This is a genomic window from Serratia rubidaea, from assembly GCF_016026735.1.
In the GTDB taxonomy this organism is placed as follows: Bacteria; Pseudomonadota; Gammaproteobacteria; order Enterobacterales; family Enterobacteriaceae; genus Serratia_B; species Serratia_B rubidaea.
The window spans coordinates 1,044,830-1,070,874 of sequence record NZ_CP065640.1 but is presented as its reverse complement, the minus strand read 5'-3'; the positions used below and the strand labels follow the sequence as shown (position 1 = coordinate 1,070,874).

The following is a 26,045-nucleotide window of genomic DNA, read 5'->3' as shown; positions in this document are numbered from 1 at the left end:
GCGCTGGACATGATGCGGGTGTTATTGCCCGCTGAAGACGCCCGCCTTGGCATCGGCCTGCCGGGCTGCGCCATGACCGCTGACCAGCGGCACCTCGCCGCCGAGGCTTTGCTTCGCCGCGCCGCCTAACAGGCCGCCGGCCGTGATGCCGACATCGGCGCGGCCGCCGCCTTGATAATGGCGGCCGCTGACGTCCTGCTGGCTGACGTGGCTGCCGCCCAACGCTACCTCTCCCTGCCGGCTGCGGATTTCTCCACCGGTCAGCCGGGTCTGGCCGTCGACCTGCAGCGCCACGCCGTGCCGACCGCTAATCGCCGACTGTTCACCGACCGCGCTGCTGTCCGCCACCTCGGCGTTGAGCTTGATCTGCCCCTGACGACCCGCCGGTCCGGTGAGGCTCTCTTTGACCGCGTTGCCGACGCTGCGCGCGCCGCGATCCCACAGCGGACCCTGCGGCTTGTCGCCGGTCAGCGTGGCCGGCAGCGTCACCTGGCCGTCGGCCTTGTTGAAGCGGACCGCGCCGGTGGTGTCCTGTTGCGGATCGAGACGGCGCGCTGCGCGATTATATTTATCGCTGACGGCGTCGGCTGCGCGGTTGACCCCGCTTTCCAGCTGCTCTTTCACCTTGCCGGCGTAGCGCGGCGTACCGATTTTCGACAGTTTAGACGTGATGCTGCTGCCGGGGTCGTTGCTGTGGCCCAGGCTGACGTCAGCCTCCACCCGCACGCCTTGATCGCTGTCCCTGCGGCTTTCTACGCGCAGATCGCCCCCCACCTTGCCTTGCACGCGGTCGGCGTCGACTCTGGCGCCGGCGAGCTGCGTGTCTCTGGCGCTGCTGAGCGTCACCTCGCCGGCCTTGACGCCGCTATTGTGGTGGAAGGCGGCAGAGCGCTGTTCCACGCCGACCTGCACGCCGGCGCTCAGGGTGTGGGTATCTTTACCACTGCCCGGGTCGATCTTGCCGTCGGCGTCTTTATTGAACGTTTGGCCGGCTCTGGCGCTGCCCTTGATGCCCAGGCTCACGTTGTCCTTGCGCTGCTCGCTGCGCGCCGACTCCAGCAGGATGCCGCCGCTGTTCGCCTCAAGTACGGCGCTGTTGCCGCTGACTCCGGCGCCCTGCAGCCGCAGCGCGTCGTTGTCTTTACCACCGGCGGCGATGCTCACCCGGCCGTTGGCGGTGACGTTGGCGCCCTGGCGAGCGGTGGCGGATTCGTCCACCTTGGCGATATTGAACGCACCGCCGGCGGAGAGGCTGCCGCCGCTTTTTTCCTGGCTATCGCTGCTGCCGGCGCCCAGATCGATATTGCCGGACAGCGCGTTTTCCCGGCGCGTCTGGCGGGATTCCGCCGCCAACAGGGCGACCCGATCGCCGGCGCGCAGGCTGACGTCGCTCTGGCTGCTGACATTGGCGCCCTGTAGCGTCAGGTCACGGCCGGCGTTCAGCGCCACGCCTTGTTTGCCGCTGATGCGGCCGGTTTGCGCGCTGCTGTCGCTGCTGTCGCTGCGATGCATACCGCCGCCAAAGCCGGCGCCGAAGCTGTTGCTGTCGGCGGTGAAGCCGCCTTTGGCGGACGCCTTGACGTTAAAGCCGCTGTGGCTTTCGTGCCGGTTGTCGCTGGCTTGCTCCAGCCGGATATCGCCGCCGGCGTTGATAACGGTTTTGCCGCTGCCGCCGTCCAGCGCGCTGCCCTGATAGCGCGCGTCTTGTTTGACGTTGATGCGGATGCCGTCTGCGGCGTCGAATGCGCCAGCCACCGCCTGGCTGGCGCTGTCGTTGCTGCGCTGGGTGCCGCCTTCCCCCCGGGCGTCTACCGTCAGATCGCTGCCGGTGCTGGTATAGACGCGCACGCCGGCGCTGCCCCGGGTGTCGCGGCTTCGGTTGTCCTGCCGGCTAACCGCGGCCTCGCTGTGGTGGCTGTCCGCCTCCAGCGTGATAGCGCCGCTGCTTGCCTGATACCGCGTGCCCTGGTCGCGCACGGAGCCTGCGCTGTTGATATCAATGCTGCCGGCTTTCAGTTGGCTGACCACCGCCCGATCGCTGCTGCTGCGCCGTTCACTGCCGCCGCCCTGCGCGCCGATATCCAGCCCGACGTTGGGCGCACCGATACCGCCGACATCGTTGATAACCCCGTTAACGTCCAGCTTGGCCGCCTTGCCTGCCGCGTGCTCGAGCGGACGGGTGACGGCGCTGATATCGGCGTTGGCGCCGATGTTCACCCCCACGTCGGTGGTGCGGGTGCTGCTGTCGGTACGGTCAGCGGCGGCCAGATGATTCACGCTGGCGGCGCGCTCCTGATAGACGCCGCCGACGCGGTGCTGCACCCCTTGCTGGGTCAGCGTGTCGCGGGCGGCGATCGTCAGATTGCCTTTGACCTCGCTGCCGGCGGTGACCGCTTTGCTGCTCTGCGCCTGCGTTTTGCTGTTCTCGTAGCCGGCTTCAACGCCGCTGCCGAGTTTGTCGATGCCGCCGGTGTAGTAGAAGCCGCCGCCGATCTTGGTTCGTTCGCGGTCTGAGGTGGTTTTGTCGTCGGCCGCCAGGAAGGAGACCTTATTGCCGCTGATGCTGGCGTCGCCCTGAGCGGCGATCGCCGTGCTGCCGCGGAAGGTCACATCCTTATCCGCGGCGAGCTGGAGGCTGCCGCCGCGAAGTACGGAGGCGCGGTTCTCGATGCGGGTGGTTTTTTCGCTGTCGCCGACGTGTTCAATACGCAAACCGGCGCGGTACTGCTTGTCGCCGGCCTCTTTGGCATAGCCATTGAGGGTAAGACTGGTTTTCTGTTCGTCGGTGCTTTGCTGCTGCCGGGCGGTTTTGACGGTGATGTTGCCGCTCTGCGAATTGATGTTCAGTTCACCGCGGCTGGTGACCTGGCTGCCTACCACGTCGGTATCCTGGCGGCTGACCAGCTTCAGGTTGGTGTCGGACTTCAGCTCGCTGGCGGTGCTGCTTTGGGTGCGGTTGTCGGCTTTCTGCGAGCTGCTGGTAATGTTGAAGACGGTGCCGGTGCGCGCGTCGATTTTATCCACGTTGGTGCTCAGCGCGTTGTCGATGCGTAAGCCGCCCTGCGTGGCGGTGACCAGGCCGCCTTCCTTACCGCGCGCTTTACTGCCGGTGAGGGTGACGCCCTGCTGACCGTCTAGTCGCAGCGTGCCGTCGCTGGTCAGTTCGGAAGCATGGCCGATCTCGCGACGGGTGCTGTTGTTCTTGTTGTCGCCGCCGCCGATGCCGCCCCACGAGATTTTATCATCGCGCACCGTTTTGCCATTGGCGGTGTGCTGCACGCCGATCTGAATCTGGTTGCCGGCATTGACCGTCAGATCGCGGCCGGCGTGCAGCCTGGCGCCCTGGGTGGCGACGTTGTTGCCGGCCGCCAGCGTCAGTGCGCCCTGGCTGCGCAGTTCGCTGGGCTTCAGGCTTTCGCTTTCGTCGCTGTTGCTCCAACTGCCGGTGTGCAGGCTGGCGGTGTGATTGCGCTGGTAGCCGCGTTCGCTGGATTTCTCTTTTTCCACCAGTCCGGCGAGGCGCGCGTCGCGCGCCGCGTTGACGTTCAGCGCTTGTCCGGCGTGGATCTCGGCCCCCTGCAGCGTCACGTCTTCTCTGGTGCTGAGGAGTCTGGCGCTGCCGCTGGCGGTGACGCGGCTGCCCGCCTGCCGTTGCTGTTCGCGCTCGCGGGCGACGTCGTATTGCCACGAGTAGAACCAGCGATTGTCGGTGTGGCCCTGCGTCTGTTTCAACTGCTGCCCGTCGAGCGTCAGTCGGCCGCCCTGCAGGGTAATGTTTTCTCCGCTGATGTCGGTGGCGCTGAAGTGCGCATGGTTATCTGCCAGCAGGCTGATATTCTTGCCTTTCAGCTCGGTGCGGGTCAGCGTCTGGCTGCTGTTGCGATCGTTGACGTAGATACCGCCGCGGTAGTTCTGGTAATTCTCATCGCCGTTGCGGCTGCCGCTGTTGCTTTCGACGCGGCTTTCACTGTGGATATCGTAGGCCTTCACTGTCAGTTCGTCGCTGGCGTTCAGCGTACCGGCCAGCTTCACGCCGCTGCCCTGTGCGGTGTTGATAATATTGATGCGCCCGGCCTGCATGCTGCCGAGGTAGTAGCTGTCCAGCGCCGTTGCCGGCCGTTCGCTGGCCAGTAACTTGCCGTCCCGCGTTACGCGGTTAAGGCCGCTGATGGCGTTGATCGCCGCCGGCATCACCCTGCCGTCGCGCTGGCTGGCAGCTTGCACGATCACATCGCCGCGACTGTCGATCTGCGGCGCGATCAGATCCAGCACGCCGCCGGCGTTCAGATTGCCGCTCAGGCTCAGGGTATTGCGGTTGCCGAAGGTGCTGTAGCCCTGCAGCAGGCCGTTCTCCACCAGCGGATTGCCGACCACCAGCGAAGAGCGGCTGGTGTTGATAAAGCCGCAGCCCTGGCAGCTGATGCCGTTCGGGTTGGCCAGCACGTAGTCGGCCGCCATACCGAAGATCTCTTGTTGACCGTGCAGCAGCGAAGGGTTGCGGCCGATCACCTCGTTGAGGATCACGCTGGCCTCGCGTCCGCCCAGGTTGGGGTTGGCCCCCAACTGGCCGGCCAACTGCGACAGCCCTGCTTCGCGGGAGTTGTTCAGCACCGCGCCGGGCTGGTTGACGTTGAAGTCCTGATATTGGTTGTGCGATAGCCCGTGGCCGTTCGGCGCGACGATATCGACCACCTGCGCGCCGTTGGCGACGGTGGTGACCCCCGGCCCGTTGGCGCCGTTGGCCGCGACGATCTCGGCGGCGCAGACGTTGCCGGACGCGGCGAGAATAATCGCCAGCGCGGCGGCCAGTTTGCCCGCAGCTGACAGCCTGAAGTTATTATTTTTCATCCATGTATCTCCGTATAGTGCCGTGGGGCCTGACAAAACTGCCGACTAAAAGGTGTAAGAGAAGCGGGCCAGCAGCTGAACAGGGTCGTCAGGTGCGGCGTGATGCGACAGGATCCGGCCGCGGCTAACTTCAAGATCGACCAGCGCCCGTTGATAACGCAGCATGGCGCCGGCGCTCAGTCCGGCGCTGCTGCGCCAGCCTGAATTATCCTGACGCGGCAGAATGCGGCCGACGTCGGCGCCGATGCGCGGCGTCAGCGTAGTTGCCGCCAGCGTGAAGCTGCGCGACAGCGTGTTCTGCAGATACCAGCCGTTATCGCCGGCTTGGGTGCTGCGGCTGAAGCCGCGTACGGCGCTGCGATCGGTCAGACTCAGCCACTCCACTCCGGGCAGGGCGGCGCGGCTGTATTGGCCGTAGAACAAATTATTAAGCTGATAGGTCGCACCGCCCAGAGTGAGGCGCTGGCTGAGATTGGCGAACAGCTTCCCCTTGGTAAACTGGCTGTCGAGGTGCGCCGTGTGGGGGTTACGTCCGGCGCCCAGCCAGGGCAGACCTTGCTCGACGCTGAGGTTGGCGCTGAATACTCCGTGAGGCAGGATTTGCAGATGGCTGGCGCCCAGTTCCAACAGCGTCAGCGTCGGGCTGCTGACCTCGAGGCGTACGTTCTCGAAGTCGTTGCTAATGCGTTTGTAGGTCAGCTGGCCGTTCAGGCTGTCGATCTGGTCGCGATCGCGGTAAAACATGTAGTCGCCGCGCAGCCCGTATTGCTGGGTTTTCCCGTGCAATCTGACCACGTTGTGCTGCAGCGGCTGGTGGTTTTGATAAGACGACAGGCTGGCGAAGCCGCTGAAGGTAAAGGCGCCGTACGGCAACGAGTAGAGCAGGGTCGCGGCGCGACTGTAACGATAGGCTGGGTTTTCCAGCGTGCTGCTGGCGTTCAGGCTGACGAAATCCGACAGGCCGAATGGACTGTCCAGCGTGGCGGTGGCGCGTCCCAGCCATTGGCCAGTGCTTTTCTGGCCGTAATTATCGCTGCCGGCGCTAATCTGCCAGGGTTTACCGTGTTGATTGCGTAAACGGATTACCGAACCGCCTATCCGGCTGCCGGGTAATATATCCAGTTTGGCGGTATTGGATTGTAAACGGTTGGCCTGATCCAATCCCTGGTCGAGGTCGGTTAATTTCAACGGCTTGCCCGTCAGGCCCGGAAATAATAACCGGCTGTTGACCCAGCGATCGCCGCCCTCTATTTTCTCAATAAATCCTTCGGTCACGCGCAACCCTAATTCTCCTTGTGAATTAGGGCGAACGATCGCGATACGCGCGGTGATATAGCCTTGCTGCAGGTACAGCCGGGTTAATTCCCGCGTCAGACGATTGATGTCGTTGCTGCTGATGCACTGCTGCGGCAGCGCGCTCAGGGTGGAAAGATCGGCCGGCGACAGCAGAGTGACGCCCTGCAGATAGACGCCGGCGATCGGCAGGCACTGTGCGGAGCGCGGCAGCGCAGGCGTGGCCGGCTCTGTCGGCTGACTCTGCTGCATCAGCTGGCGATAGCGCCGTTGTTCAATCAGATGGGTGACCTCGCGCGAGCTGTCCTGCAGCGCGCGGCGCGATTCTCCCATCGACATATCGATCATCCCGTGGGCGGCCGGCAAGGTTTCTGCGGACAGGGCGGGGCTGATCAACAGCGTCAGCGCGGTAATTTTTTTTATCATTGTAATCCGTTATGCGAGGCCGCCGGGGCGGCCCGCCCAATCCATGAGGTTAACCACGGGCGACCGACGGCCGGCCCGAAATAATCAGCGACATGCACATTGCGAGATATCTTGATTTGCCGCAGGCAAATAAGACGGTGGGTATATATCTAAATAATAATTAGGATGCTTACTTTAAGGCGGGCAATCCTGGCGAATTAATTTAAAACAATGTATTTCCTCACCTTGCGACATTATCGGCTTGGTTAGGAATAATCTGAGTATTTTATTTTTCGCGGATAATAGGGGATACGAGAGAGGATGACAATCCGACCAGTGGGAAATATGAAATTTCGCAGCAGAAAGCGGGACGCAAATAATTGCGTCCCGCAGGCGTTTATTTTTTCTTGAGGGGGCGTCCGGACCAGTAGCCCGCCAGCAGCGAGCCGGAGAGGTTGTGCCACACCGAGAACAGCGCGCCCGGTAGGGCGGCCAGCGGCGTGAAGTAGATTTTGCCCAGCGTCGCCGCCAGCCCGGAGTTCTGCATGCCGACTTCGATCGCCAGCGTGCGGCAGGTGGATTCGTCAAAGCCGAACAGCTTGCCGCCCCAATAACCGGTGAGCAGACCGATGGCGTTGTGCAGAATCACCGCGATAATCACCACCAGTCCGACGGAGGCGATATGGCTTTGGCTGCCGGCCACCACGGCGCTGATGATCGCCAGAATGCACACCATCGACAGCGGCGGCAGCAGCGGCTCAAGACGTTTGACGGCGTTGCTGAACAGGTGGTGGACGATCAGGCCGAGGCCGATCGGGATCACCACGATCTGCAGAATACTCAGCAGCATGCCGACGATATCCACGCTGATGTCGGCATCGACATACAGACGCGTCAGCAGCGGCGTGGCGAATACGCCGACCAGGGTGGAAACGGCGGAGATGGTCACCGACAGCGCCACGTCCCCCTTGGCCAGATAGATCATCACGTTGGAGGCGGTGCCGCTGGCGACGCTGCCGACCAGCACCATCCCGGCGGACAGGTCCGGCGGCATATGAAACAGCATCGCCAGCAGCCAGGCCGCCAGCGGCATAATCAGATAGTGCAGGAAGATGCCGGCCGCCACCGGGCCGGGGCGCGCCAGCACGCGTTTAAAATCGTCCAGCCGCAGCGTGACGCCCATGGCGAACATAATCAGCATCAGCAGCGGGCTGACGTAAGGGCTAATGCCGGTAAAGGTGGCGGGCGTGTAGTAGGCGGCGACGGAGAGCAGCACCGCCCACAGCGGGAATAATCGGGTGAAGGTTGCCAACATGATTCGGGTTTTCCTTGGGCCAAATAACGCGGATGATTGTTGTGTTGTGTTGTGTTGTGTTGTGTTGTTTTAGTCAGGCTGCAGGCAGGCGGGTAGTCAGCCGTGGGCGTCGTCTGCCGCGCCCACGGCCTGTCAGTATGGCTTATTCGAACAGGTTACGGTGCAGAGTGCGCACCACCTGCTCGGCATCGGCGCCCGGCACCAGGAAGCACAGGTTGTAGTTGCTGGCGCCGTAGCAAATCATGCGGATATTGAACGGGTCCATCACGCCGAACACCTCTTTGCCGACGCCGCAGGCGCGCGACAGTTTATTGCCGATCAGCGCAATCAGCGCCAGATCTTCTTCCACTTCCACCCGGCACAGCGAGGAGAGCTCGGTCAGCAGCGCGGTGGTCAGCAGGCTGCGGCCGCTGGAGGTGGTGCCGGTGGTGTCCATGGTCAGCGCGATGCTGACTTCAGAGGTGGTGATCAGATCGACCGAGATATCGTGGCGCGCCAGAATGCTGAACACTTCCGCCAGGAAGCCGCGGGCGTGCAGCATATTCAGACTGTGCAGCGTCAGCAGCGTCTGTTTGCGGCGCAGCGCCAGCGCACGGAACAGCGGCGGGTTTTCGGTGGTGTTGCACACCAGCGTGCCGCCGGCGGCCGGATCCTTGCTGGAGCCGACAAATACCGGGATATCGCTGCGCACCGCCGGCAGCAGGGTGGCCGGGTGCAGCACCTTGGCGCCGAAGGTGGCCATCTCCGCCGCCTCTTCAAAGGCGATTTTATCGATGCGCTTGGCGGCCGGCACCACGCGCGGGTCGGTGGTGTAAATGCCGGGCACGTCGGTCCAGATATCCACCCGGCTGAGGTTCAGCGCTTCGCCCAGCAGCGCGGCGGTGTAATCGCTGCCGCCGCGGCCCAGCGTGGTGGTGCGGCCTTTCGCCTCGCTGCCGATAAAGCCCTGGGTGACCACCAGCGACGCCTGCAGGCGCGGCTGCAGCAGCGTCTGCGCCAGCTCTTTCAGCACCGCGCCGTCCGGCGTCGCCCGGCCGAAGTGGTCGTCGGTGTGCATCACCTTGCGCACGTCGAACCATTCCGCCTGCGCCTGACGCTGGCGCAGGATCTCCACAAACAGCAGGGTGGACATCAGTTCGCCGTGGCTGACCAGCTCATCGGTCAGCGCCGTGGAAGTGGCCAGCGCGGCCGCTTCCGACAGCATGGCGATATTTTCCAGCATGCGATCGATCTCCTCGCGGACGACCGAAGGGTTGTCCAGGCGATCGAGAATGGCGTATTGGATACGGCGGATTTCATCGAGCTGGTAGCTGCGCTGCTCGCTTTCGCTGCCTGCGGCCAGCGCCACCAGCAGATTGGTGACGCCCGCCGAGGCGGAAAGCACCACCAGGCGTACGTCAGGGTTGCCCAGTACCACATCGGCGCTGCGGTTCATGGCCTCAAAATCGGCGACGCTGGTGCCGCCGAACTTTGCCACCACATGGGAAGATTGGGGTGCTGCTTGATTCATGTAAAAAAACCTCGTGTCAGGGATATCGTATCTGACGACTCTATCGCTAATAAGCCTTGGCACGGGGGAGAGCGGTAAACAGGGAGCAGACGTAGAGGTGGCTACGATACACCCAGAAGCGCCCCACCTTGCCGACCGTCCGTTAGGGACGATCATGGTGACAACCCAGGGGATTCAGCCCCTGTAGCCGACACGTCGCTTAGCCGAATGGGCGACATACCTCGGCGTCGCTCCCCCTCCAGTGCCGTCATGGGATAACGGCTCCTCCGACACTGTACCTGGGCGACGCGCCTCTTCTGGCTTGCGCACCGGGTGCGCAAGTTGGCTGATAGGAATAGCCGGTTTAACCGCCGCTGTCAACGGCCGGGCGCTGAGGTATTTTCATCTTGCACCAGCGCAATCAGCGTACAGGGCATAGTTGGCGTGGAACCTGCGCCGATCGGCTGCAAACTGCCGTCTTCTCGCTGATAAAAAAGCGGGATGACGCCGCGGTTTTTCTCCAGGTATTCCGGCCAGCCGAAGTTGTCGTTCAGGCGGGTCACCTTAATGACGGCGCCTTTGGCGATCAGGCTGCTCAGGCGGGCGTAGGTCGCCTCGTGGTTGAACAGCACTTCATGACGGCGGAAGCGGGAGCTTTCCGCGCTGTTGGCGCGCCCCTTCAGCGGCGCCCCGGAGCGGATGGCGAACACGTGATCGTCGCCGAAGAGATGGCCGAAATGGTACACCGCCAGCGCGTTTTGATGGCGGTTGGGCGACAGCGCCAGCACCTGGGCGGTGTCGCTCAGGTCGAGGGTGTTTTCGGCGTGTTCCGAGTAGGCATGGCCGTAGTAGGCGGGAATGCCCTCCATCCGCGCCTGGCGGTAATACTCCCAACTGCTGTCGGTGACCATCACCGGCACGTTCATTTTCATCAGCGCCTGCGCCAGCGTGCGCGCCACGCTGTTGGCGCCGACGATCAGCACGCCGCGCGGCTTCTGCTGCTGCACCCGCAGCCAGCGGGCGATCATGCCGCTGGTCAGGCTTTGCAGCACCACGGTGCCGATAATAATGGCGAACACCACCGTCACCAGCCGGTCCGCGCCCTGATAGCCGCTGCGCTGCAGGGTCAGCGCAAACAGCGAGCTGACCGCCGCCGCCACGATGCCGCGTGGCGCAATCCAGCACAGCAGCAGGCGATCGCGCCAATGCAGGCTGGAGCGCCAGGTCGACAGCGCAATGCACAGCGGACGGGCGATAAACTGCACCACCAGCAGTAAAAGCAGCAGCGGCCAGCCCATCTGCCACAGCGCCTGGATATCCAGCCGGGCGGCCAGAATAATAAACAGCGCCGAAATCAGAATCGCCGACAGCTCTTCCTTAAAGGCCAAAATATCGCTGGTATCCACGTCGCGCATGTTGGCCAGCCAGATGCCCATCACCGTGACGGTCAGCAGGCCGGACTCGTCGGCCAGCGCGTTGGACAGGCCAAACGCGGTAAGCATAATCGCCAGCACCGCCAGGTTCTGCAGATAGCGCGGCAGCCAGACGCGGCGCAGCGCGATGCCCAGCAGATAGCCGAACAGCGCGCCGGCGATCAGGCCGACGGCGGCGGTGACGCCCAGCGTCCAGAACAGGTGGGTATACGATTCGGCGTTCTGCCGCAGCACGATAAATTCAAACACCAGCAGGGTAAAAATGGCGCCGACCGGGTCGATCACAATCCCTTCCCAGCGCAGAACCTGGTTAATTCTGGCGTTCGGCCGCACCACGCGCATCAGCGGGGCGATCACCGTCGGGCCGGTGACCACCGTCACCGCGCCGATCAGCGCCGCCAGCTCCGGCGGAAAGTCCAGCAGCCACCAGCAGGCGACGCCGATGGTGACAAAGGTCGCCAGCATGCCGACGGTGACCAGATTGCGCACCACGCCGCCCAGCCCGCGGATCTCCTCCACCCGCAGCGTCAGCGCGCCTTCGAACAGGATGATCGCCACCGACAGCGACACCAACGGAAACAGCAAATCGCCGAATAGCCCGTCCGGCTGCACCAGATGCACCACCGGGCCTAACACAATGCCAAACAGCAGCAGCGGCAGTATTGCCGGCAGCCGCAATAACCAGGCCAGCCACTGCGCCAGCAGCGAGCTCAGGCCGATAACCACCAACATCAACGGGGCGGAGAGTTCCATGAGTGCGATCCCTTTCAACAACGACAGGTCAACAATGACACAATTTGATGACAACCAGATCGGCCTGATAACAGACCGTTAGCTCAATTATAGGGAAAAAGCTGAAACGATGCGGCTGCGCGTTGACAGTTAACGCCTATCGCAAGAAAAGAGATCATAATCACGGTCTAACAGGCTACAATCGGACAATCACGTCAAATTCATTCTCATGCATAAGAGCGTTGCTATGAAAAATATCAATCCTAGTCAAACCGCTGCTTGGCAAGCCCTGCAGCAACATTTTGAACAAATGAAAGACGTACAGATCGGCGATCTGTTTGCCCAGGATAGCGAGCGTTTTTCCAAGTTCTCCGCCACCTTCGACGACCAGATGCTGGTGGATTATTCCAAAAACCGCATTACCGCAGAGACATTGGCAAAGCTGCAGACGCTGGCGCAAGAGACGGATTTGCAGGGTGCGATCAAGGCCATGTTCTCCGGCGAGAAAATCAACCGCACGGAAGATCGCGCGGTGCTGCACGTGGCGCTGCGCAACCGCAGCAACACGCCGATTGTGGTTGACGGCAAAGACGTGATGCCGGAAGTGAACGCGGTGCTGGCCAAGATGAAGCAGTTCTGCGAGCGGGTGATCGGCGGCGCATGGACCGGCTATACCGGCAAACCGATTACCGACGTGGTCAACATCGGCATCGGCGGCTCCGACCTGGGTCCGTATATGGTGACCGAGGCGCTGCGCCCGTATAAAAACCACCTGAACATGCACTTTGTCTCCAACGTGGACGGCACTCATATCGCCGAAACGCTCAAGCCGCTGAACCCGGAAACTACCCTGTTCCTGGTGGCCTCCAAAACCTTCACCACCCAGGAAACCATGACCAACGCCCACAGCGCGCGCGACTGGTTCCTGCAGGCGGCGGCCGATCAGCAGCACGTGGCCAAACACTTCGCCGCGCTGTCGACCAACGCCAAGGCGGTCAGTGAGTTCGGCATCGACACCGCCAACATGTTCGAGTTCTGGGACTGGGTCGGCGGTCGTTACTCCCTGTGGTCCGCCATCGGCCTGTCGATTGCGCTGTCCATCGGCTTTGACAACTTCGAGCAGCTGCTGAGCGGCGCGCATGCGATGGACAAACACTTCGCACAGACGCCGGCGGAGCAGAACCTGCCGGTTCTGCTGGCGCTGATCGGCATCTGGTACAACAACTTCTTCGGCGCCGAAACCGAAGCCATTCTGCCGTACGACCAGTATATGCACCGTTTTGCCGCTTACTTCCAGCAGGGCAATATGGAATCCAACGGCAAGTATGTCGACCGCAACGGCAACCCGGTGGATTACCAGACCGGCCCAATCATCTGGGGCGAGCCGGGCACCAACGGCCAGCATGCGTTCTATCAGCTGATTCACCAAGGCACCAAACTGGTTCCTTGCGACTTTATCGCGCCGGCGGTCAGCCACAACCCGCTGAGCGACCATCACGCCAAGCTGCTGTCGAACTTCTTCGCTCAGACCGAAGCGCTGGCGTTCGGCAAATCGCTGGAAACGGTTGAGGCGGAATTCGCCGCGCAGGGCAAAAAGCCGGAAGAGGTGCAGCACGTGGCGCCGTTCAAGGTGTTCGAGGGCAACCGTCCGACCAACTCCATCCTGCTGCGTGAAATCACGCCGTTCAGCCTGGGCAGCCTGATCGCGCTGTATGAGCACAAGATCTTCACCCAGGGCGCCATCCTGAATATCTTCACCTTTGACCAGTGGGGCGTGGAGCTGGGCAAACAGCTGGCTAACCGTATCCTGCCGGAACTGGCGGGCGGTGAGCAGGTCAGCAGCCACGACAGCTCCACCAACGGCCTGATCAACCGCTTTAAAGCGTGGCGCTAAGGCGCGCCGGCTGCGGTTAATGATAAAAAAAACCCGCCGCGGCGGGTTTTTTCTTGCTTGCCGCACTCAGCGGGACTGGAAGTCGATCACCATGCGGCCTTTAATCTTGCCCTGTTCCATCTCCTGGAAAATGGCGTTGATGTCCTCTACCGGACGCTTGGTCACGGTGGGCACCACCTTGCCCTCGGCGGCAAACTGAAACGCCTCTTTTAAATCTTCGCGGGTGCCGACCAGCGAGCCGACCACCTGGATACCGTCCAGCACCAGCCGCGGAATATTCAGGCTCATCGACTCCGGCGGCAGCCCGACGGCGACGATGCGGCCGCCGGCGCGCATGGCGTCCACCGCCGAGTTAAACGCCGCTTTGGCGACCGCGGTGACCACCGCGGCGTGCGCGCCCTGAACCTTATCCTGGATAATCTGCGCCGCGTCTTCCGTGCGGGAGTTAATCACCAGGTCGGCGCCCATTTCGCTGGCGAATGCCAGCTGAGCGTCATTGACGTCAATGGCGATCACCTTGGCGTTAAAGACGTTTTTCGCATACTGCAGCGCCAGGTTGCCGAGGCCGCCCAGGCCGTAAATGGCGATCCACTGGCCGGGCGCAATGCCCGATATTTTCACCGCCTTGTAGGTGGTGACGCCGGCGCAGGTAATGCTGCTGGCGGCCGCCGGATCCAGTCCGTCCGGCACTTTTACCGCGTAGTCGGCCACCACGATGCACTCTTCCGCCATCCCGCCGTCCACGCTGTAGCCGGCATTTTTCACCGCGCGGCACAGGGTTTCATTGCCGCTGTTGCAGTATTCACAGTGCCCGCAGCCCTGGTAAAACCAGGCGACGCTGGCGCGGTCGCCCACCTTCAGCGAGCTGACGCCGGGGCCGACCGCTTTTACCACACCGATGCCTTCATGCCCGAGGATAACGCCGGTCTTGTCGCCGAAATCACCGTTTTTGACGTGCAGATCGGTATGGCAGACGCCGCAGCACTCCATGCTGAGCAGCGCCTCGCCGTGCTCCAGCGGGCGCAGCTGTTTATCCACGATGCCGACCGAGTGATCCTGATTAACAACCGCAGCTTTCATTTTGAGCCTCCTGAACGATCGCAAATTTAAAAGATAGCGCAGAATCGACGCGGCAGCCGGAGGCAGGGCGAAAGAAAGCGGGATAAAAAATGCCGGTCGGTGAGACACCGGCCGGCATGATAACGCGGAGAAGATCGACGCTTACAGGTTGATTGGCACTTCCAGGCTGATGCCGGCGCCAACGTCGTCTGCGGTGCTGTTGTTGTTATCGGTGTACCACAGGCTGGTATCGAATTTCACCTGCGAATCGAAGTCATAACCCCAGCCCAGCTGCACGCCTTTCAGCGTATCCGAACGCGGGAAGGCCTGGTTGATCGACATATTCAGCGGGTTAACTTTGGCGTACACCAGACGGGTGCTCCAGCGCTGGCCGTCGTCCAACACCAGCTCTACGCGGCCGGACAGCATCTGACCGTCGCCGCCCATCGCGTGGCCCAGCGGGTAACCCTGCTGGTAGTAACCGCCGCGGTAGGTATAGTGGTTGTATACATAGCCTTTACGATCGCGGTCTGCGCGGGTGTCGGCGCCTTCGATATACCAGTTGATGGTGTTCGGGCCCCACTCAGGGTGGCCTTCCAGGCCCAGCAGGTAGGTATTTTTCGACGGCAGCAGGCCGGCTTCATCTTCACCGATCAACTGACCGTACAGGCTGACCGGCAGGCCGATCAGCGGCTGCATTTTCAGCTTGAAGTCGAAGCCCGCCAGCTGGTTGCCCGGATCGTTGCCGCTGCCGGAGTCATCGTTATCTTTACCGGTAAAGCCGTCCCAGAATGAGCTCCAGGACTGCGGACGTCCTTTGCCGCCCCACTGCATCACGCGGGAGGCGCCCAGCTCGACAAAGTCGGTCGGCATCATGGTGAAACGCCCGCCAATCAGTTTGGTGTGCGGTACCGAGGTGTATTGGGAGAGCTGGCCGGCGGTAATCTGGTACTGCCAGCGGCCAATCCAGGACAGCCACGGGGTTTCAAACGGCGACTGGTCGGCGCGCTGCATCATAAAGCCGGTTACCGGACGCGCGGCGTCGGAACGGATCAGGCTGCCGTCGTAGCCCGGGCCCCACCATTGAGAGACTTCACCGAAGGAGATCCACTGGTTCCAGACTTTCAGCGCGCCGTAAGAACCCTGCATATTGAAGTTGGAGCCGTCGCTGACGCGCTGGTCGCCTTCTACGGAACCTTGCAGACGCACATCCCAGTATTCGCCGCTGCCGCCGACGCCGACGGTCAGGCGATCGTCCGCATACTCATTCTGGCCGAAGCCCTGCGGGGTGCCGGGTTTATCGGTGGAGGCGTAGCCGCTGATGCGGATATTGGATTTCAGTTCGCCGACGCGGCGCTGAACGCGGTCAATCACGTTCTTTTCGGTATTGGTGACCGGTTTGGCCTGCGACAGTACGGAGTTGATCTCTTCCTGGCTGAGCGGCCAGGTGGACAGACTGACGTTGATCACGCCGCGATCCGACAGCCAGGCCAGATCGTTGCGCAGATCGTTATCAGGGGTGACCAGACCGCTGGCGTGGCTGGTCAAGGCACAGGTAAACAAGCCTGCGGCGACCAGTCCATTGAGTTTAGCGCGCATAAAAAGTTCCTTTCCTGAGTCAGGGAATTGTAGATTTTATGTAAAGTTCTGTGACCCATGATAGATGACATTTCAATTCGCTACAAATATATCCAATGGCGAGAGGTTGTTGTAATTTATTGTTATTTATGGACTTATATTGCGTGGTGGCATTGGGGTGATTTTTAAGATAATACCTATATTTAGATGCGGTTCATTCTTTTGGGGTTTGGGTTGGAGAGAAATATGGCAAAGACGTCGCGGTCGATAGCAATCGCTAAAGGCTTACAGCGGGTACTGAACGTCGGGCTGCTGCTGCTGGCAGCGATCCTGGTGGTGTTCCTGGTGAAGGAAACCATTCATCTGGCAAAGGTGTTATTTATCAACAATGAGGAGTCTTCATCGTATCTGCTGATTGAAGGCATTGTGATCTATTTCCTGTACTTTGAATTTATTGCCTTGATTGTTAAATATTTTGAGTCGGGCTACCACTTCCCGCTGCGCTACTTTATCTATATCGGCATTACCGCGATTATCCGGTTGATTATCGTCGATCATAAGAATCCCTTTGATACGCTGATTTACGCCGGGGCGATTCTGCTGCTGGTGGTGACGCTGTATCTGGCCAATACCGATCGGCTCAAGCGGGAATAGCGGCCTAAAAAAGGCGTCCCGCCAGGGACGCCAAAGACACAGGCACAGCGTGAATCCTCTTGCGTTATCCCTTTACCCCGCCGGCGGTCAGCCCGCCAACCAGCCAGCGCTGCGCCAGCAGGAACACGGCGGTGATCGGAATCGCCGACAGCACCGCCGCCGCGGCAAAATCCCCCCACAGATAGTTCTGCGGATTCAGGTACTGCTGCATGCCCACCGCCAGCGTGTAACTGTTCACATCGCGTAGCAGCAGCGAGGCGACCGGCACTTCGGTGATGGCGGCAATAAACGACAGAATAAACACCACCGCCAGAATCGGCACCGACAGCGGCAGCAGCACCAGGCGGAAGGCCTGCCACGGCGTCGCGCCGTCCAGCGCCGCCGCCTCCTCGAGCGAATTGTCGATGGTTTCGAAGTAGCCCTTGATGGTCCAGACGTGCAGGGCGATACCGCCCATATAGGCGAAAATCACGCCGCCGTGGGTATTGAGGCCGATAAACGGCAGGTATTGGCCCAGCCGGTCAAACAGCGCGTACAGGGCGACCAGCGACAGCACCGCCGGGAACATCTGAAAAATCAGCATGCTTTTCAGCAGGGCGCTTTTGCCGCGAAAGCGCAGGCGCGCAAAGGCATAGGCGCAGGTGGTGGACAGCGTAACGATGCCGATGGCGGTGATCGCCGCCACCTTTACCGAGTTCCACAGCCACAGCAGCACGGGGAAGGGCGGCGGCGTGACGCTGCCGTCGGCATGGGTGACGCTCAGGCCCAGCGCCAGCCGCCAGTGGTCGAAGGAGACCTGATCCGGGATCAGGCTGCCGGTGGCGAAGTTGCCGGCGCGCAGTGAAATCGCCACCACCATCAGCAGCGGAAACATGATCAGGGCGATAAAGCACAGCATTGCCAGATGGGTCAGCCACAGGCGCAGACGCTGGGATTTTGGTTGGACCATAGCCATGGGTGTTCTCCCTAATCAAAGTTCATTTTGCTGGCTTTCAGATTCAGGATCGCCAGCGCGCCGACCAACAGGAAAATCAGCGTGGCGATAGCGGCCGCCAGCCCGAAGTCCTGCCCGCCGCCGCCTTCAAAGGCAATGCGGTAGGTGTAGCTGACCAGCAGGTCGGTATAGCCGGCCGGCGTGGTGGTGCCGATCATGTCCGGGCCGCCGTTGGTCAGCAGCTGGATCAGCACGAAGTTGTTAAAGTTGAAGGCGAAGCTGGCGATCATCAGCGGCGTCAACGGTTTGATCAGCAGCGGGAAGGTGATGCGGAAAAAGTTCTGCAGCGGACCGGCGCCGTCAAGGGCCGAGGCTTCATACAGATCGTCCGGGATCGCCTTGAGCAAGCCCATGCACAGGATCATCATGTAGGGGTAGCCGAGCCAGGTGTTGACGATCAGGATCATGCTCTTGGCGGTCAGCGGATCGCTGAACCAGGCCGGCTTGATGCCGAACAGCGCGCTGAGCATCATGTTGATTTCGCCGAAGCTCTGGTTGAACAACCCCTTGAAGATCAGGATAGAAATAAACGACGGCACGGCGTAGGGCAGGATCAGCAGTACGCGGTAAACCGCCTTGCCCTTCAGCGCCTCCCACTGCACCACGCAGGCCAGCACCATGCCCACCGCGACGGTCAGCGCCACCGACAGCAGCGAAAACACCAGGGTCCAGACAAAGATCGAAATAAACGGCTGCTTGATGCCTTCGTCCTGCGCCACCCGCAGGAAGTTTTTCCAGCCGCTAACCACGGTATAGCCCGGGCTGAGAGTTTCCTGTCCCCACCGGCCGTCGGCATTTACCGCCTGATAGAAGCCGGTGTCGTCGTTTGGCCGGTACTGCACCTGGGTCTGGTTGTTGGTCAGCGTTTTGCCGTCGTCGGCCAGCGTGTACAGCGGGCCGGTGCCGGAGAACTGGCGCAGCGAACTCATGCGCAGTATGCCGCCGTCCGGCAGTTGGGCGGAGAGTTGGCTTAACGCCTGACGGTGCTGGGTAATCACGCGCAGCGTAGCGCGTTCGCCGGCGGGCGCGGCGGCGTCGGCCGTCAGCGTCACCTGCTGCGGCGCACCGCCGTTATTCAGGCTGAAGGGGGTGGAAAGCAGCGACTCGCCGCCGTCCGGGGGCGTCAGCAGCAGCTGCCACTGTCGGTCGGCCGTCGGATAGAGGCCGAAGGTAAAGGTTTTGCCGGTTTGGAACTGGCGCTGCATCAGCACCGACTGCGCGCGCTCAAAGGTGAGCTGGTTGGTGCTGCTGTAGTTGGTAAAGGCGATGGCGATGGTGCAAATCAGCGGAAACAGGACAAACAGCCCCATGCCGGCGATACCGGGATAGACGTAGCGCCAGGCATAAGCGCGGCGGTTGGCGAAAATATACAGGCCGGCGCTGACCAGGATCAGCGTCATAATGGCGAAAAGATATTCCCCCTGTGCATACATCAACACAATCAGATAGCAGCTAATCAGGCTGAACAGGCCGATCGTCAGCCATTTCAGCCCGTCATGCTGCCACCACTTCGATTTCTGGCGCGTCGGCAAGCCGGCGTGGGCGAATTGCATAGGGTGTTCCCTCAGTCTACGTAACTTACTCCCTCTCCCGCGCGGGAGAGGGAGGCCGGGCTTATTTATTGATGCGGGTCTGGGCGTCTTTCAGCGCGGCGTCCACCGTCTGGCGGCCGCTGATGGTGTTGAGCACGGCGCTGCGCATCGCATACCAGAAGGCGCTCATCTGCGGAATATTCGGCATGATTTCGCCGTTCTGCGAGTTCTGCATGGTGGCGGCGATTTTTTCATCCTGCGCCAGCTGCTGCTGGAAGGACTTCAGCGCCACCGCGCCCAGCGGTTTGTCTTTGTTGACGTCCGCCAGCCCCTGGTCGGTCAGCAGATAGTTTTCCAGGAACTCGGTCGCCAGCTCTTTATTCGGGCTGGCGGCGTTGATGCCGGCGGTCAGCACGCCGACGAACGCCTTCGACGGCTTGCCTTTGAAGGTCGGCAGCACGGCGACGCCATAGTTGATTTTGCTCTGGTCAATGTTGCTCCAGGCCCACGGACCGTTGATGGTCATCGCGGTCTGCCCCTTGTTAAAGGCGGCTTCGGCGATCGAGTAATCGGTGTCGGCGTTGATGTGCTTGTTCTTCACCAGATCGACGATAAACTGCAGGCCGGCCCGCGACCCGGCGTTATCGACGCCGACGTCTTTCAGATCATATTTGCCGTTAAGCTGCTTAAAGGCATAGCCGCCGTCGGCGGCAATCACCGGCCAGGTGAAGTAGGGCTCCTGCAGGTTCCACATGATGGCGCTCTTGCCTTTGGCGCGCAGCTGCTTATCCAGCGCCGGGATCTCTTCCCAGGTTTTCGGCGGCTGTTTGATCAGGTCTTTGTTATAAATCAGCGACAGTGCTTCCACGGCGATCGGGTAGCCGATCAGTTTGCCGTCGTAGCGCACCGCATCCCAGGTGAATGGGAAGATCTTGTCCTGCAGCGCTTTGGAAGGGTGGATCTCCGCCAGCAGGCCGGACTGCGCATAGCCGCCGAAGCGGTCGTGCGCCCAGAAGATAATGTCCGGGCCGTCGCCGGTTGCCGCCACCTGCGGGTATTTTTCTTCCAGCTTGTCAGGGTGTTCGACGGTCACCTTGATGCCGGTGTCCTGCTCAAATTTTTTGCCGACCTCGGCCAGGCCGTTATAGCCTTTATCGCCGTTGATCCAGATGACCAGTTTGCCTTCTTCGATTTTGGCGAACGCCGAGGATGAAAGCGCCAACGTCGTCAGCGCCGACAGCACCAGCGTGCGGGCGGCGGTAGTCATAGTACGAGTCATAGTCCAATCCTTCTGTAGGCACTGCGGTAAGTTGGCAAATAGTGGGCCACAACCGGCGTGCCGCTCATCCTCCTGCGCTCTACGCCCCACGGCTGAGTTATGTGATCCAGTTAACACTACGTTCCATTCTGTGGCCTCAGACACAAAAAATGCCGGCCGTTTTTGCCAAATAGATCACAGATTTGTCTGACCCGCGCCGCGGCTCCTCCCCGCGCTGCTTTCCTCATCCTCCCGCCTCCTCCCCCATGAAAAATCCGGTTGCGGATGATTACCCGCGGCGGTGATTCGCCCACCATCGCTGCATGACTTTGATTAGCCGGGAACATCCCGCACGGCGCGGGGGGACGGAGCGCGCTTCGTCATTTTTACCCGGCACAGTAACTGCGAAAGCAGGGGAGTTACGCATGGCTAGCGTCACACTGCGCAGCGTTTATAAGGCCTTTGGCGAGGCCGTGATCTCCAGGGACGTCAATCTGACCATCGACGACGGCGAATTTGTGGTGTTTGTCGGGCCGTCGGGCTGCGGCAAATCGACGCTGCTGCGCATGATTGCCGGGCTGGAGGACATCACCTCCGGCGATCTGCTGATCGGCGAGCGGCGGATGAACGAGGTGCCGCCGTCGGAGCGCGGCATCGGCATGGTGTTTCAGTCTTATGCGCTGTATCCGCACCTGTCGGTGGCGGACAACATGTCGTTCGGCCTGAAGCTGGCCGGCGCGAACAAGGGGCAGATCGGCCAGCGGGTCAACCAGGTTGCGGAAGTGCTGCAGCTGGCGCATTTGCTGGATCGGCGGCCGAAGGCGCTGTCCGGCGGCCAGCGGCAGCGGGTGGCGATCGGCCGCACGCTGGTGGCGGAGCCGGAGGTTTTCCTGCTCGATGAGCCGCTGTCCAACCTCGACGCCGCGCTGCGGGTGCAGATGCGCATTGAGATCTCCCGCCTGCACAAGCGCCTGCGGCGCACCATGATTTACGTCACTCACGATCAGGTCGAGGCGATGACGCTGGCGGACAAAATCGTGGTGCTGGACGCCGGGCGCGTGGCGCAGGTCGGCAGGCCGCTGGAGCTGTACCACTATCCGGCCAACCGCTTCGTCGCCGGCTTTATCGGCTCGCCGAAGATGAACTTCCTGCCGGTGAAAGTCACCGCGGTAGAGCCGCAGCAGGTGCAGGTTGAGCTGCCTAACCGGCAGTGGGTCTGGCTGCCGGTGGACGGCGAGCGGGTGGAGGTCGGCGCCAATATGTCGCTCGGCATTCGGCCGGAACACCTGCTGCCGAGCGGCGAGAGCGACGTGCAGCTCAGCGGCGAGGTGCAGGTGGTGGAGCAGCTCGGCCACGAAACGCAGATTCATATCCAAATCCCGGCAATTCGTCAGAACCTGGTTTACCGCCAGAACGACGTGGTGCTGGTAGAAGAAGGCGCCACATTCGCCATCGGCTTGCCGCTACAGCGCTGCCACCTGTTCCGTGAGGACGGAACCGCCTGCCAGCGCCGCTATCGCGAGCCGGGCGTTTAAAGCGCCACGCCCCCGGCCTGTCCCGCGCGTGGTCGTGCGGGCGCCGGTCTGTATAACAGGAGAATAATGATGACTACTCTGCGCAAACTTCCTCTGGCGTTGGCTGTCGCCGCCGGCGTGCTGACCACGCAGGCAATGGCGGTCGATTTTAAAGGCTACGCCCGTTCCGGCATCGGCTGGAGCGGCAGCGGCGGGGAGCAGCAATGCTTCCAGGCCACCGGCGCCGGCAGTAAATACCGCCTCGGCAACGAATGTGAAACCTATGCCGAGCTGAAGCTGGGGCAGGAAGTGTGGAAAGACGGCGATAAAAGCTTCTACTTCGATACCAACCTGGCCTATTCGGTGTCGCAGCGCAGCGACTGGGAAGACACCACGCCGGGCTTTCGTGAAGTGAACGTGCAGGGTAAAAACCTGATTGAATGGCTGCCCGGCTCCACCCTGTGGGCCGGTAAGCGCTTCTATCAGCGTCACGACGTCCATATGATCGACTTCTACTACTGGGATATCTCCGGCCCGGGCGCCGGTCTGGAAAACGTCGATCTGGGCTTCGGCAAACTGTCGATGGCGGTGACCCGCAACGGCGAATCCGGCGGCTCTTACGGCTATCTGTATAACGAGTGGGATGAGCGTCCGACGGTTAACGACGTATTCGACGTGCGGCTGGCCGGGCTGGAAACCAACCCCGGCGGTACGCTGGAGTTAGGGGTGGACTACGGCCGCGCCAACGTGCAGGACGGCTACCACCTGGCGGACGGCGCGTCGAAGGACGGCTGGATGTTCACCGCCGAGCATACCCAGAGCATCCTGAACGGCTACAACAAGTTTGTCGTGCAGTACGCATCCGACGCCATGAGCTCGCAGAATAACGGCCGCAACGAAGGCTCTTCGGTTAACAACAACGGCAATATGTTCCGCGTGCTGGATCACGGCGCCATCGACTTTAACGATAAATGGGCGCTGATGTATGTGGCGATGTATCAGGACGTCGACCGCGATAACGATAACGGCAGCACCTGGTACACCGTGGGGGTGCGGCCGATGTACAAATGGACGCCGATCATGAGCACCCTGCTGGAAGCGGGCTACGACAACGTGAAATCCCAGCGCACCGGCGACCGCAACAGTCAGTACAAGATTACCCTGGCGCAGCAGTGGCAGGCGGGCGACAGCATCTGGTCGCGTCCGGCGATCCGCCTGTTCGCCACCTATGCCAAGTGGGATGAGAAATGGGGCTACGCCACTGACGATTCCGGCGCGGCTTACACCTCCGGCACCGCCTACCGCGACAGCAGCGCGCACACCTTCAGCCGCGGCAACGACGATGAAGTCACCTTCGGCGCGCAGATGGAAATCTGGTGGTAATGAGCGTACGCGGGGAAGGGGCGGCCGCCTCTTCCCCTCTCTGATTACCGGCGGCGCGGCGCTTGCCTGCCGAGCGCCGGAAAGTATGGGGATATAACAATGAACAAAACGCTGTTGTCATTTTATCTGTCCGCCGCGCTGGCCGTCAGCCTGTCGCCGATTGCCAAAGCGGCTACGCCCGCCGATGTCGCCGTCGCGCCGGCGGTGAGCGCCGCCACGCTGCAAAATCTGCCCTGGCAGCCGCTGGTGCCGCCTGCGACGCAGCAGGTGACGCTGAATGAGGCCAGCCCGCAGATTCACCAGGGCGATATCCAGGGCGCGGTGGCGGCGTATACGCTGCCGGCCGATCGCGGCTCGCTGGAGATTACCCTGAGCAGCATCGCCCGGGATAATACGCTGTATGCGCCGAGCGTGCTGGTGCTGGACGAGCAGCGGCGTCCGGCAGCCTACTACCCCAGCAGCTATTTTCCGTACCAGCCGCCGGGCGTAATGTCGGCGGACCGGCTGGAGGGCACCATGAAGCTGACGCCGGCGCTGGGGCAAAAACAGATCTATCTGCTGGTGTACACCACGCGGCAGGACTTGAGTAAAACCACGCAGCTGACCAATCCGGCGAAGGCCTATGCGCGCGGCGTCGGCAACGCGGTGCCGGATATTCCCGATCCTGTCGCCCGCCATACCGCCGGCGGCCAGCTGAAGCTGAAGGTCAGCGCCGAGCAGGGCAGCGGCAATATCATGATCGGCATGCTGCCGAGCGCGCCGAGCACGCCGCCGGTTACGGTCGGGGCTCAGCCGCAGCCGGCCAGCGTGGCGCCGTCAGCGCCGGCGGAGCCGATGCTGAACGACACCGAAAGTTACTTCAATAACGGCATCAGACAGGCGGTGAAGGCGGGAGATATCGATAAAGCGCTGAAACTGATGAATGAAGCGGAAAAATTGGGTTCCACCACTGCGCGTAACACCTTTATCAGCAGTGTGAAAGGCAAGGGGTAATCCCCACGCTGCCGATGCTGGCTCGATGATTGGTGCGCTGCGGCGCACCTTTTTTCGTTTGGCGGCGGCGCGTTCTCCCGCCGGCGGGATACCACGAATCATTCTGCCGCTTTTAATTTTCTGCGTTACAATGGCCGCCTGTTAACCGTTTGTAGTGTCGATGATGTACGTTGTTGACGTATGTTGCCGACCGTTGGAGTAGAACAATGCCAGGCAATAGCGAATCCATTTTGCCCCCGCTGGAATGGCTCACCGAGCAACATCCTCCCGTACCCGCCGCGATCAACGACTGGCTGATGGAGCTGGGATCGATGACCCGGCGCTTCGAGCAGCACTGCCGCCGCGTGCGGGTTGAACCGCAGCGCGAGGGCTTTGTCAGCCGCGAGGAGCTGGGCGAAGAGGCGGATCACCTGCCGGAGAGCCAGCGTTACTGGCTGCGCGAGATTGTGCTGTTGGGGGACGACCAGCCCTGGCTGCTCGGCAGAACGGTGATCCCGCTGGAAACCCTGACCGGCCCCGATCAGGCGCTGGTGGATCTGGGCACCGTGCCGCTGGGGCGTTACCTGTTCAGCAGCGATGCGCTGACCCGCGACTATATCGTGGTCGGCAGACAGGAGCAGCAGTGGGCGCGCCGTTCCCGCCTGCGCCTGGCGGGCAAACCGCTGCTGCTGACCGAACTGTTTTTACCCGCTGCGCCGCTGTATCAGGCGGACGGCAGCGCACCGGCCTGAGGGGGAAAGCAAACTTGGAAGGAAGTATGAGCCAAAGTAAGTGGCGGGCCTATTGCCACCTGATGCGCATTGATAAACCCATCGGCACGCTGCTGCTGCTGTGGCCGACGCTGTGGGCGCTGTGGCTGGCGGGCGAAGGCGTGCCGTCGTTCCCTATTTTGCTGGTGTTTGTGCTGGGCGTCTTTTTGATGCGCGCAGCGGGCTGCGTGGTGAATGACTTTGCCGATCGCGCCTTCGACGGCCATGTGAAACGCACCGCCAACCGTCCGCTGCCCAGCGGCCGGGTCACGGAGAAAGAGGCGAAGGTGGTGTTTGTGGTGCTGGTGCTGCTCTCTTTTGCGCTGGTGCTGACGCTTAATACCATGACCATCGCCCTGTCGCTGGCCGGGCTGGCGCTGGCGTGGATCTATCCGTTTATGAAGCGGGTGACGAATCTGCCGCAGCTGGTGCTGGGCGCGGCCTTCGGCTGGGGCATCCCGATGGCCTATGCCGCGGTGAGCGAGTCGCTGCCGCTGAGCTGCTGGCTGCTGCTGCTGGCGAACATCTGCTGGACGGTGGCGTACGACACGCTGTACGCGATGGTGGACCGTGACGACGATCTGAAGATCGGCGTGAAGTCCACCGCGGTGCTGTTCGGCCGCTTCGACAAGCTGATTGTCGGCCTGCTGCAGTTCGCCACGCTGCTGCTGCTGTTATGGATTGGCTATCTGTCGCAGCTGGGCGGGGCGTTTTATTGGTCGCTGCTGCTGGCGGGGGCGCTGTTTATTCATCAGCAACAGCAGATCGCCGGGCGCGACCGCGACGCCTGTTTCCGCGCCTTCCTGCACAACAACTACGTGGGGCTGGTGGTGTTTATCGGCGTGGCGCTGAGCTTTATCTGATGAGGCGGCGGCAACGCGCATAAAAAAGGCACCCGATTGATGGGTGCCTTTTTCGTTAT

17 protein-coding genes and 1 riboswitch are annotated in these 26,045 nt (G+C 61.7%); of the genes, 7 read left to right on the top strand and 10 right to left on the bottom strand.

Annotated elements, in window-relative coordinates; genetic code table 11:
* Positions 1-21: 21 nt before the first annotated feature.
* The 5 genes from I6G83_RS04905 to I6G83_RS04885 all read right to left on the bottom strand — a co-directional run bounded on the left by I6G83_RS04905 (position 22) and on the right by I6G83_RS04885 (position 11,536).
* Positions 22-4,848, bottom strand: a complete 4,827-nt coding sequence (locus I6G83_RS04905) for a hemagglutinin repeat-containing protein (RefSeq protein WP_062779229.1) — start codon at positions 4,846-4,848, stop codon at positions 22-24.
* A 45-nt stretch (positions 4,849-4,893) separates the two neighbouring features.
* Positions 4,894-6,567, bottom strand: a complete 1,674-nt coding sequence (locus tag I6G83_RS04900) for a ShlB/FhaC/HecB family hemolysin secretion/activation protein (protein ID WP_054305343.1) — start codon at positions 6,565-6,567, stop codon at positions 4,894-4,896.
* 376 nt (positions 6,568-6,943) lie between these two features.
* Complete coding sequence (panS, locus tag I6G83_RS04895; RefSeq protein ID WP_054305344.1) at positions 6,944-7,861, bottom strand: ketopantoate/pantoate/pantothenate transporter PanS; 918 nt, start codon at positions 7,859-7,861, stop codon at positions 6,944-6,946.
* A 142-nt stretch (positions 7,862-8,003) separates the two neighbouring features.
* Positions 8,004-9,371 (bottom strand): lysine-sensitive aspartokinase 3, encoded by a 1,368-nt coding sequence (gene lysC, locus I6G83_RS04890; protein WP_054305345.1) that lies wholly within the window; start codon positions 9,369-9,371, stop codon positions 8,004-8,006.
* A 108-nt stretch (positions 9,372-9,479) separates the two neighbouring features.
* Positions 9,480-9,675: riboswitch (Lysine riboswitch) on the bottom strand.
* A gap of 52 nt (positions 9,676-9,727) precedes the next feature.
* On the bottom strand, positions 9,728-11,536 hold the full coding sequence (locus I6G83_RS04885; protein ID WP_054305346.1) for a cation:proton antiporter: 1,809 nt from the start codon (positions 11,534-11,536) through the stop codon (positions 9,728-9,730).
* Positions 11,537-11,762: 226 nt separating this feature from the next.
* Between I6G83_RS04885 and pgi the strand changes: the two genes are divergently transcribed.
* Entirely contained in the window at positions 11,763-13,409 is a 1,647-nt protein-coding gene (gene pgi, locus I6G83_RS04880; RefSeq protein ID WP_015962103.1) for a glucose-6-phosphate isomerase, read from the top strand.
* 66 nt (positions 13,410-13,475) lie between these two features.
* On the opposite strand, the gene adhP is transcribed toward pgi, so the two are convergent.
* Both adhP and I6G83_RS04870 read right to left on the bottom strand, forming a co-directional pair.
* Complete coding sequence (gene adhP, locus I6G83_RS04875; RefSeq protein WP_054305347.1) at positions 13,476-14,489, bottom strand: alcohol dehydrogenase AdhP; 1,014 nt, start codon at positions 14,487-14,489, stop codon at positions 13,476-13,478.
* A gap of 141 nt (positions 14,490-14,630) precedes the next feature.
* Entirely contained in the window at positions 14,631-16,067 is a 1,437-nt protein-coding gene (locus tag I6G83_RS04870; RefSeq protein WP_054305348.1) for a capsule assembly Wzi family protein, read from the bottom strand.
* A 225-nt stretch (positions 16,068-16,292) separates the two neighbouring features.
* On the opposite strand from I6G83_RS04870, the gene psiE reads away from it, so the two are divergent.
* Positions 16,293-16,700 carry a phosphate-starvation-inducible protein PsiE gene (gene psiE / locus I6G83_RS04865; protein WP_015962100.1) on the top strand — a complete coding sequence of 136 codons (408 nt, stop codon included), beginning with the start codon at positions 16,293-16,295 and terminating at the stop codon, positions 16,698-16,700.
* Between the two features lie 64 nt (positions 16,701-16,764).
* Here psiE and malG read toward each other — a convergent pair whose 3' ends face one another.
* The 3 genes from malG to malE all read right to left on the bottom strand — a co-directional run bounded on the left by malG (position 16,765) and on the right by malE (position 20,505).
* Positions 16,765-17,655 (bottom strand): maltose ABC transporter permease MalG, encoded by an 891-nt coding sequence (gene malG, locus I6G83_RS04860; protein ID WP_015962099.1) that lies wholly within the window; start codon positions 17,653-17,655, stop codon positions 16,765-16,767.
* Positions 17,656-17,666: 11 nt separating this feature from the next.
* Positions 17,667-19,247, bottom strand: coding sequence for a maltose ABC transporter permease MalF (malF, locus tag I6G83_RS04855; protein WP_054305349.1), 1,581 nt, complete (start codon positions 19,245-19,247; stop codon positions 17,667-17,669).
* 61 nt (positions 19,248-19,308) lie between these two features.
* Positions 19,309-20,505 carry a maltose/maltodextrin ABC transporter substrate-binding protein MalE gene (malE, locus tag I6G83_RS04850; protein WP_015962097.1) on the bottom strand — a complete coding sequence of 399 codons (1,197 nt, stop codon included), beginning with the start codon at positions 20,503-20,505 and terminating at the stop codon, positions 19,309-19,311.
* 404 nt (positions 20,506-20,909) lie between these two features.
* Between malE and malK the strand changes: the two genes are divergently transcribed.
* The 5 genes from malK (at position 20,910) to ubiA (ending at position 25,986) form a co-directional block, all read left to right on the top strand.
* A complete protein-coding gene (gene malK / locus I6G83_RS04845) occupies positions 20,910-22,019 on the top strand; it encodes a maltose/maltodextrin ABC transporter ATP-binding protein MalK (protein WP_015962096.1) in 1,110 nt (369 codons plus the stop codon).
* A 69-nt stretch (positions 22,020-22,088) separates the two neighbouring features.
* Entirely contained in the window at positions 22,089-23,381 is a 1,293-nt protein-coding gene (locus I6G83_RS04840; protein ID WP_015962095.1) for a maltoporin, read from the top strand.
* Positions 23,382-23,480: 99 nt separating this feature from the next.
* Positions 23,481-24,374: a maltose operon protein MalM gene (gene malM / locus I6G83_RS04835; protein WP_054305350.1), complete on the top strand. Its 894-nt coding sequence runs from the start codon at positions 23,481-23,483 to the stop codon at positions 24,372-24,374.
* Positions 24,375-24,580: 206 nt separating this feature from the next.
* Positions 24,581-25,105: a chorismate lyase gene (gene ubiC, locus I6G83_RS04830; protein WP_054305351.1), complete on the top strand. Its 525-nt coding sequence runs from the start codon at positions 24,581-24,583 to the stop codon at positions 25,103-25,105.
* A 26-nt stretch (positions 25,106-25,131) separates the two neighbouring features.
* Positions 25,132-25,986 (top strand): 4-hydroxybenzoate octaprenyltransferase, encoded by an 855-nt coding sequence (gene ubiA / locus I6G83_RS04825; protein ID WP_174545410.1) that lies wholly within the window; start codon positions 25,132-25,134, stop codon positions 25,984-25,986.
* Positions 25,987-26,045 lie beyond the last annotated feature (59 nt).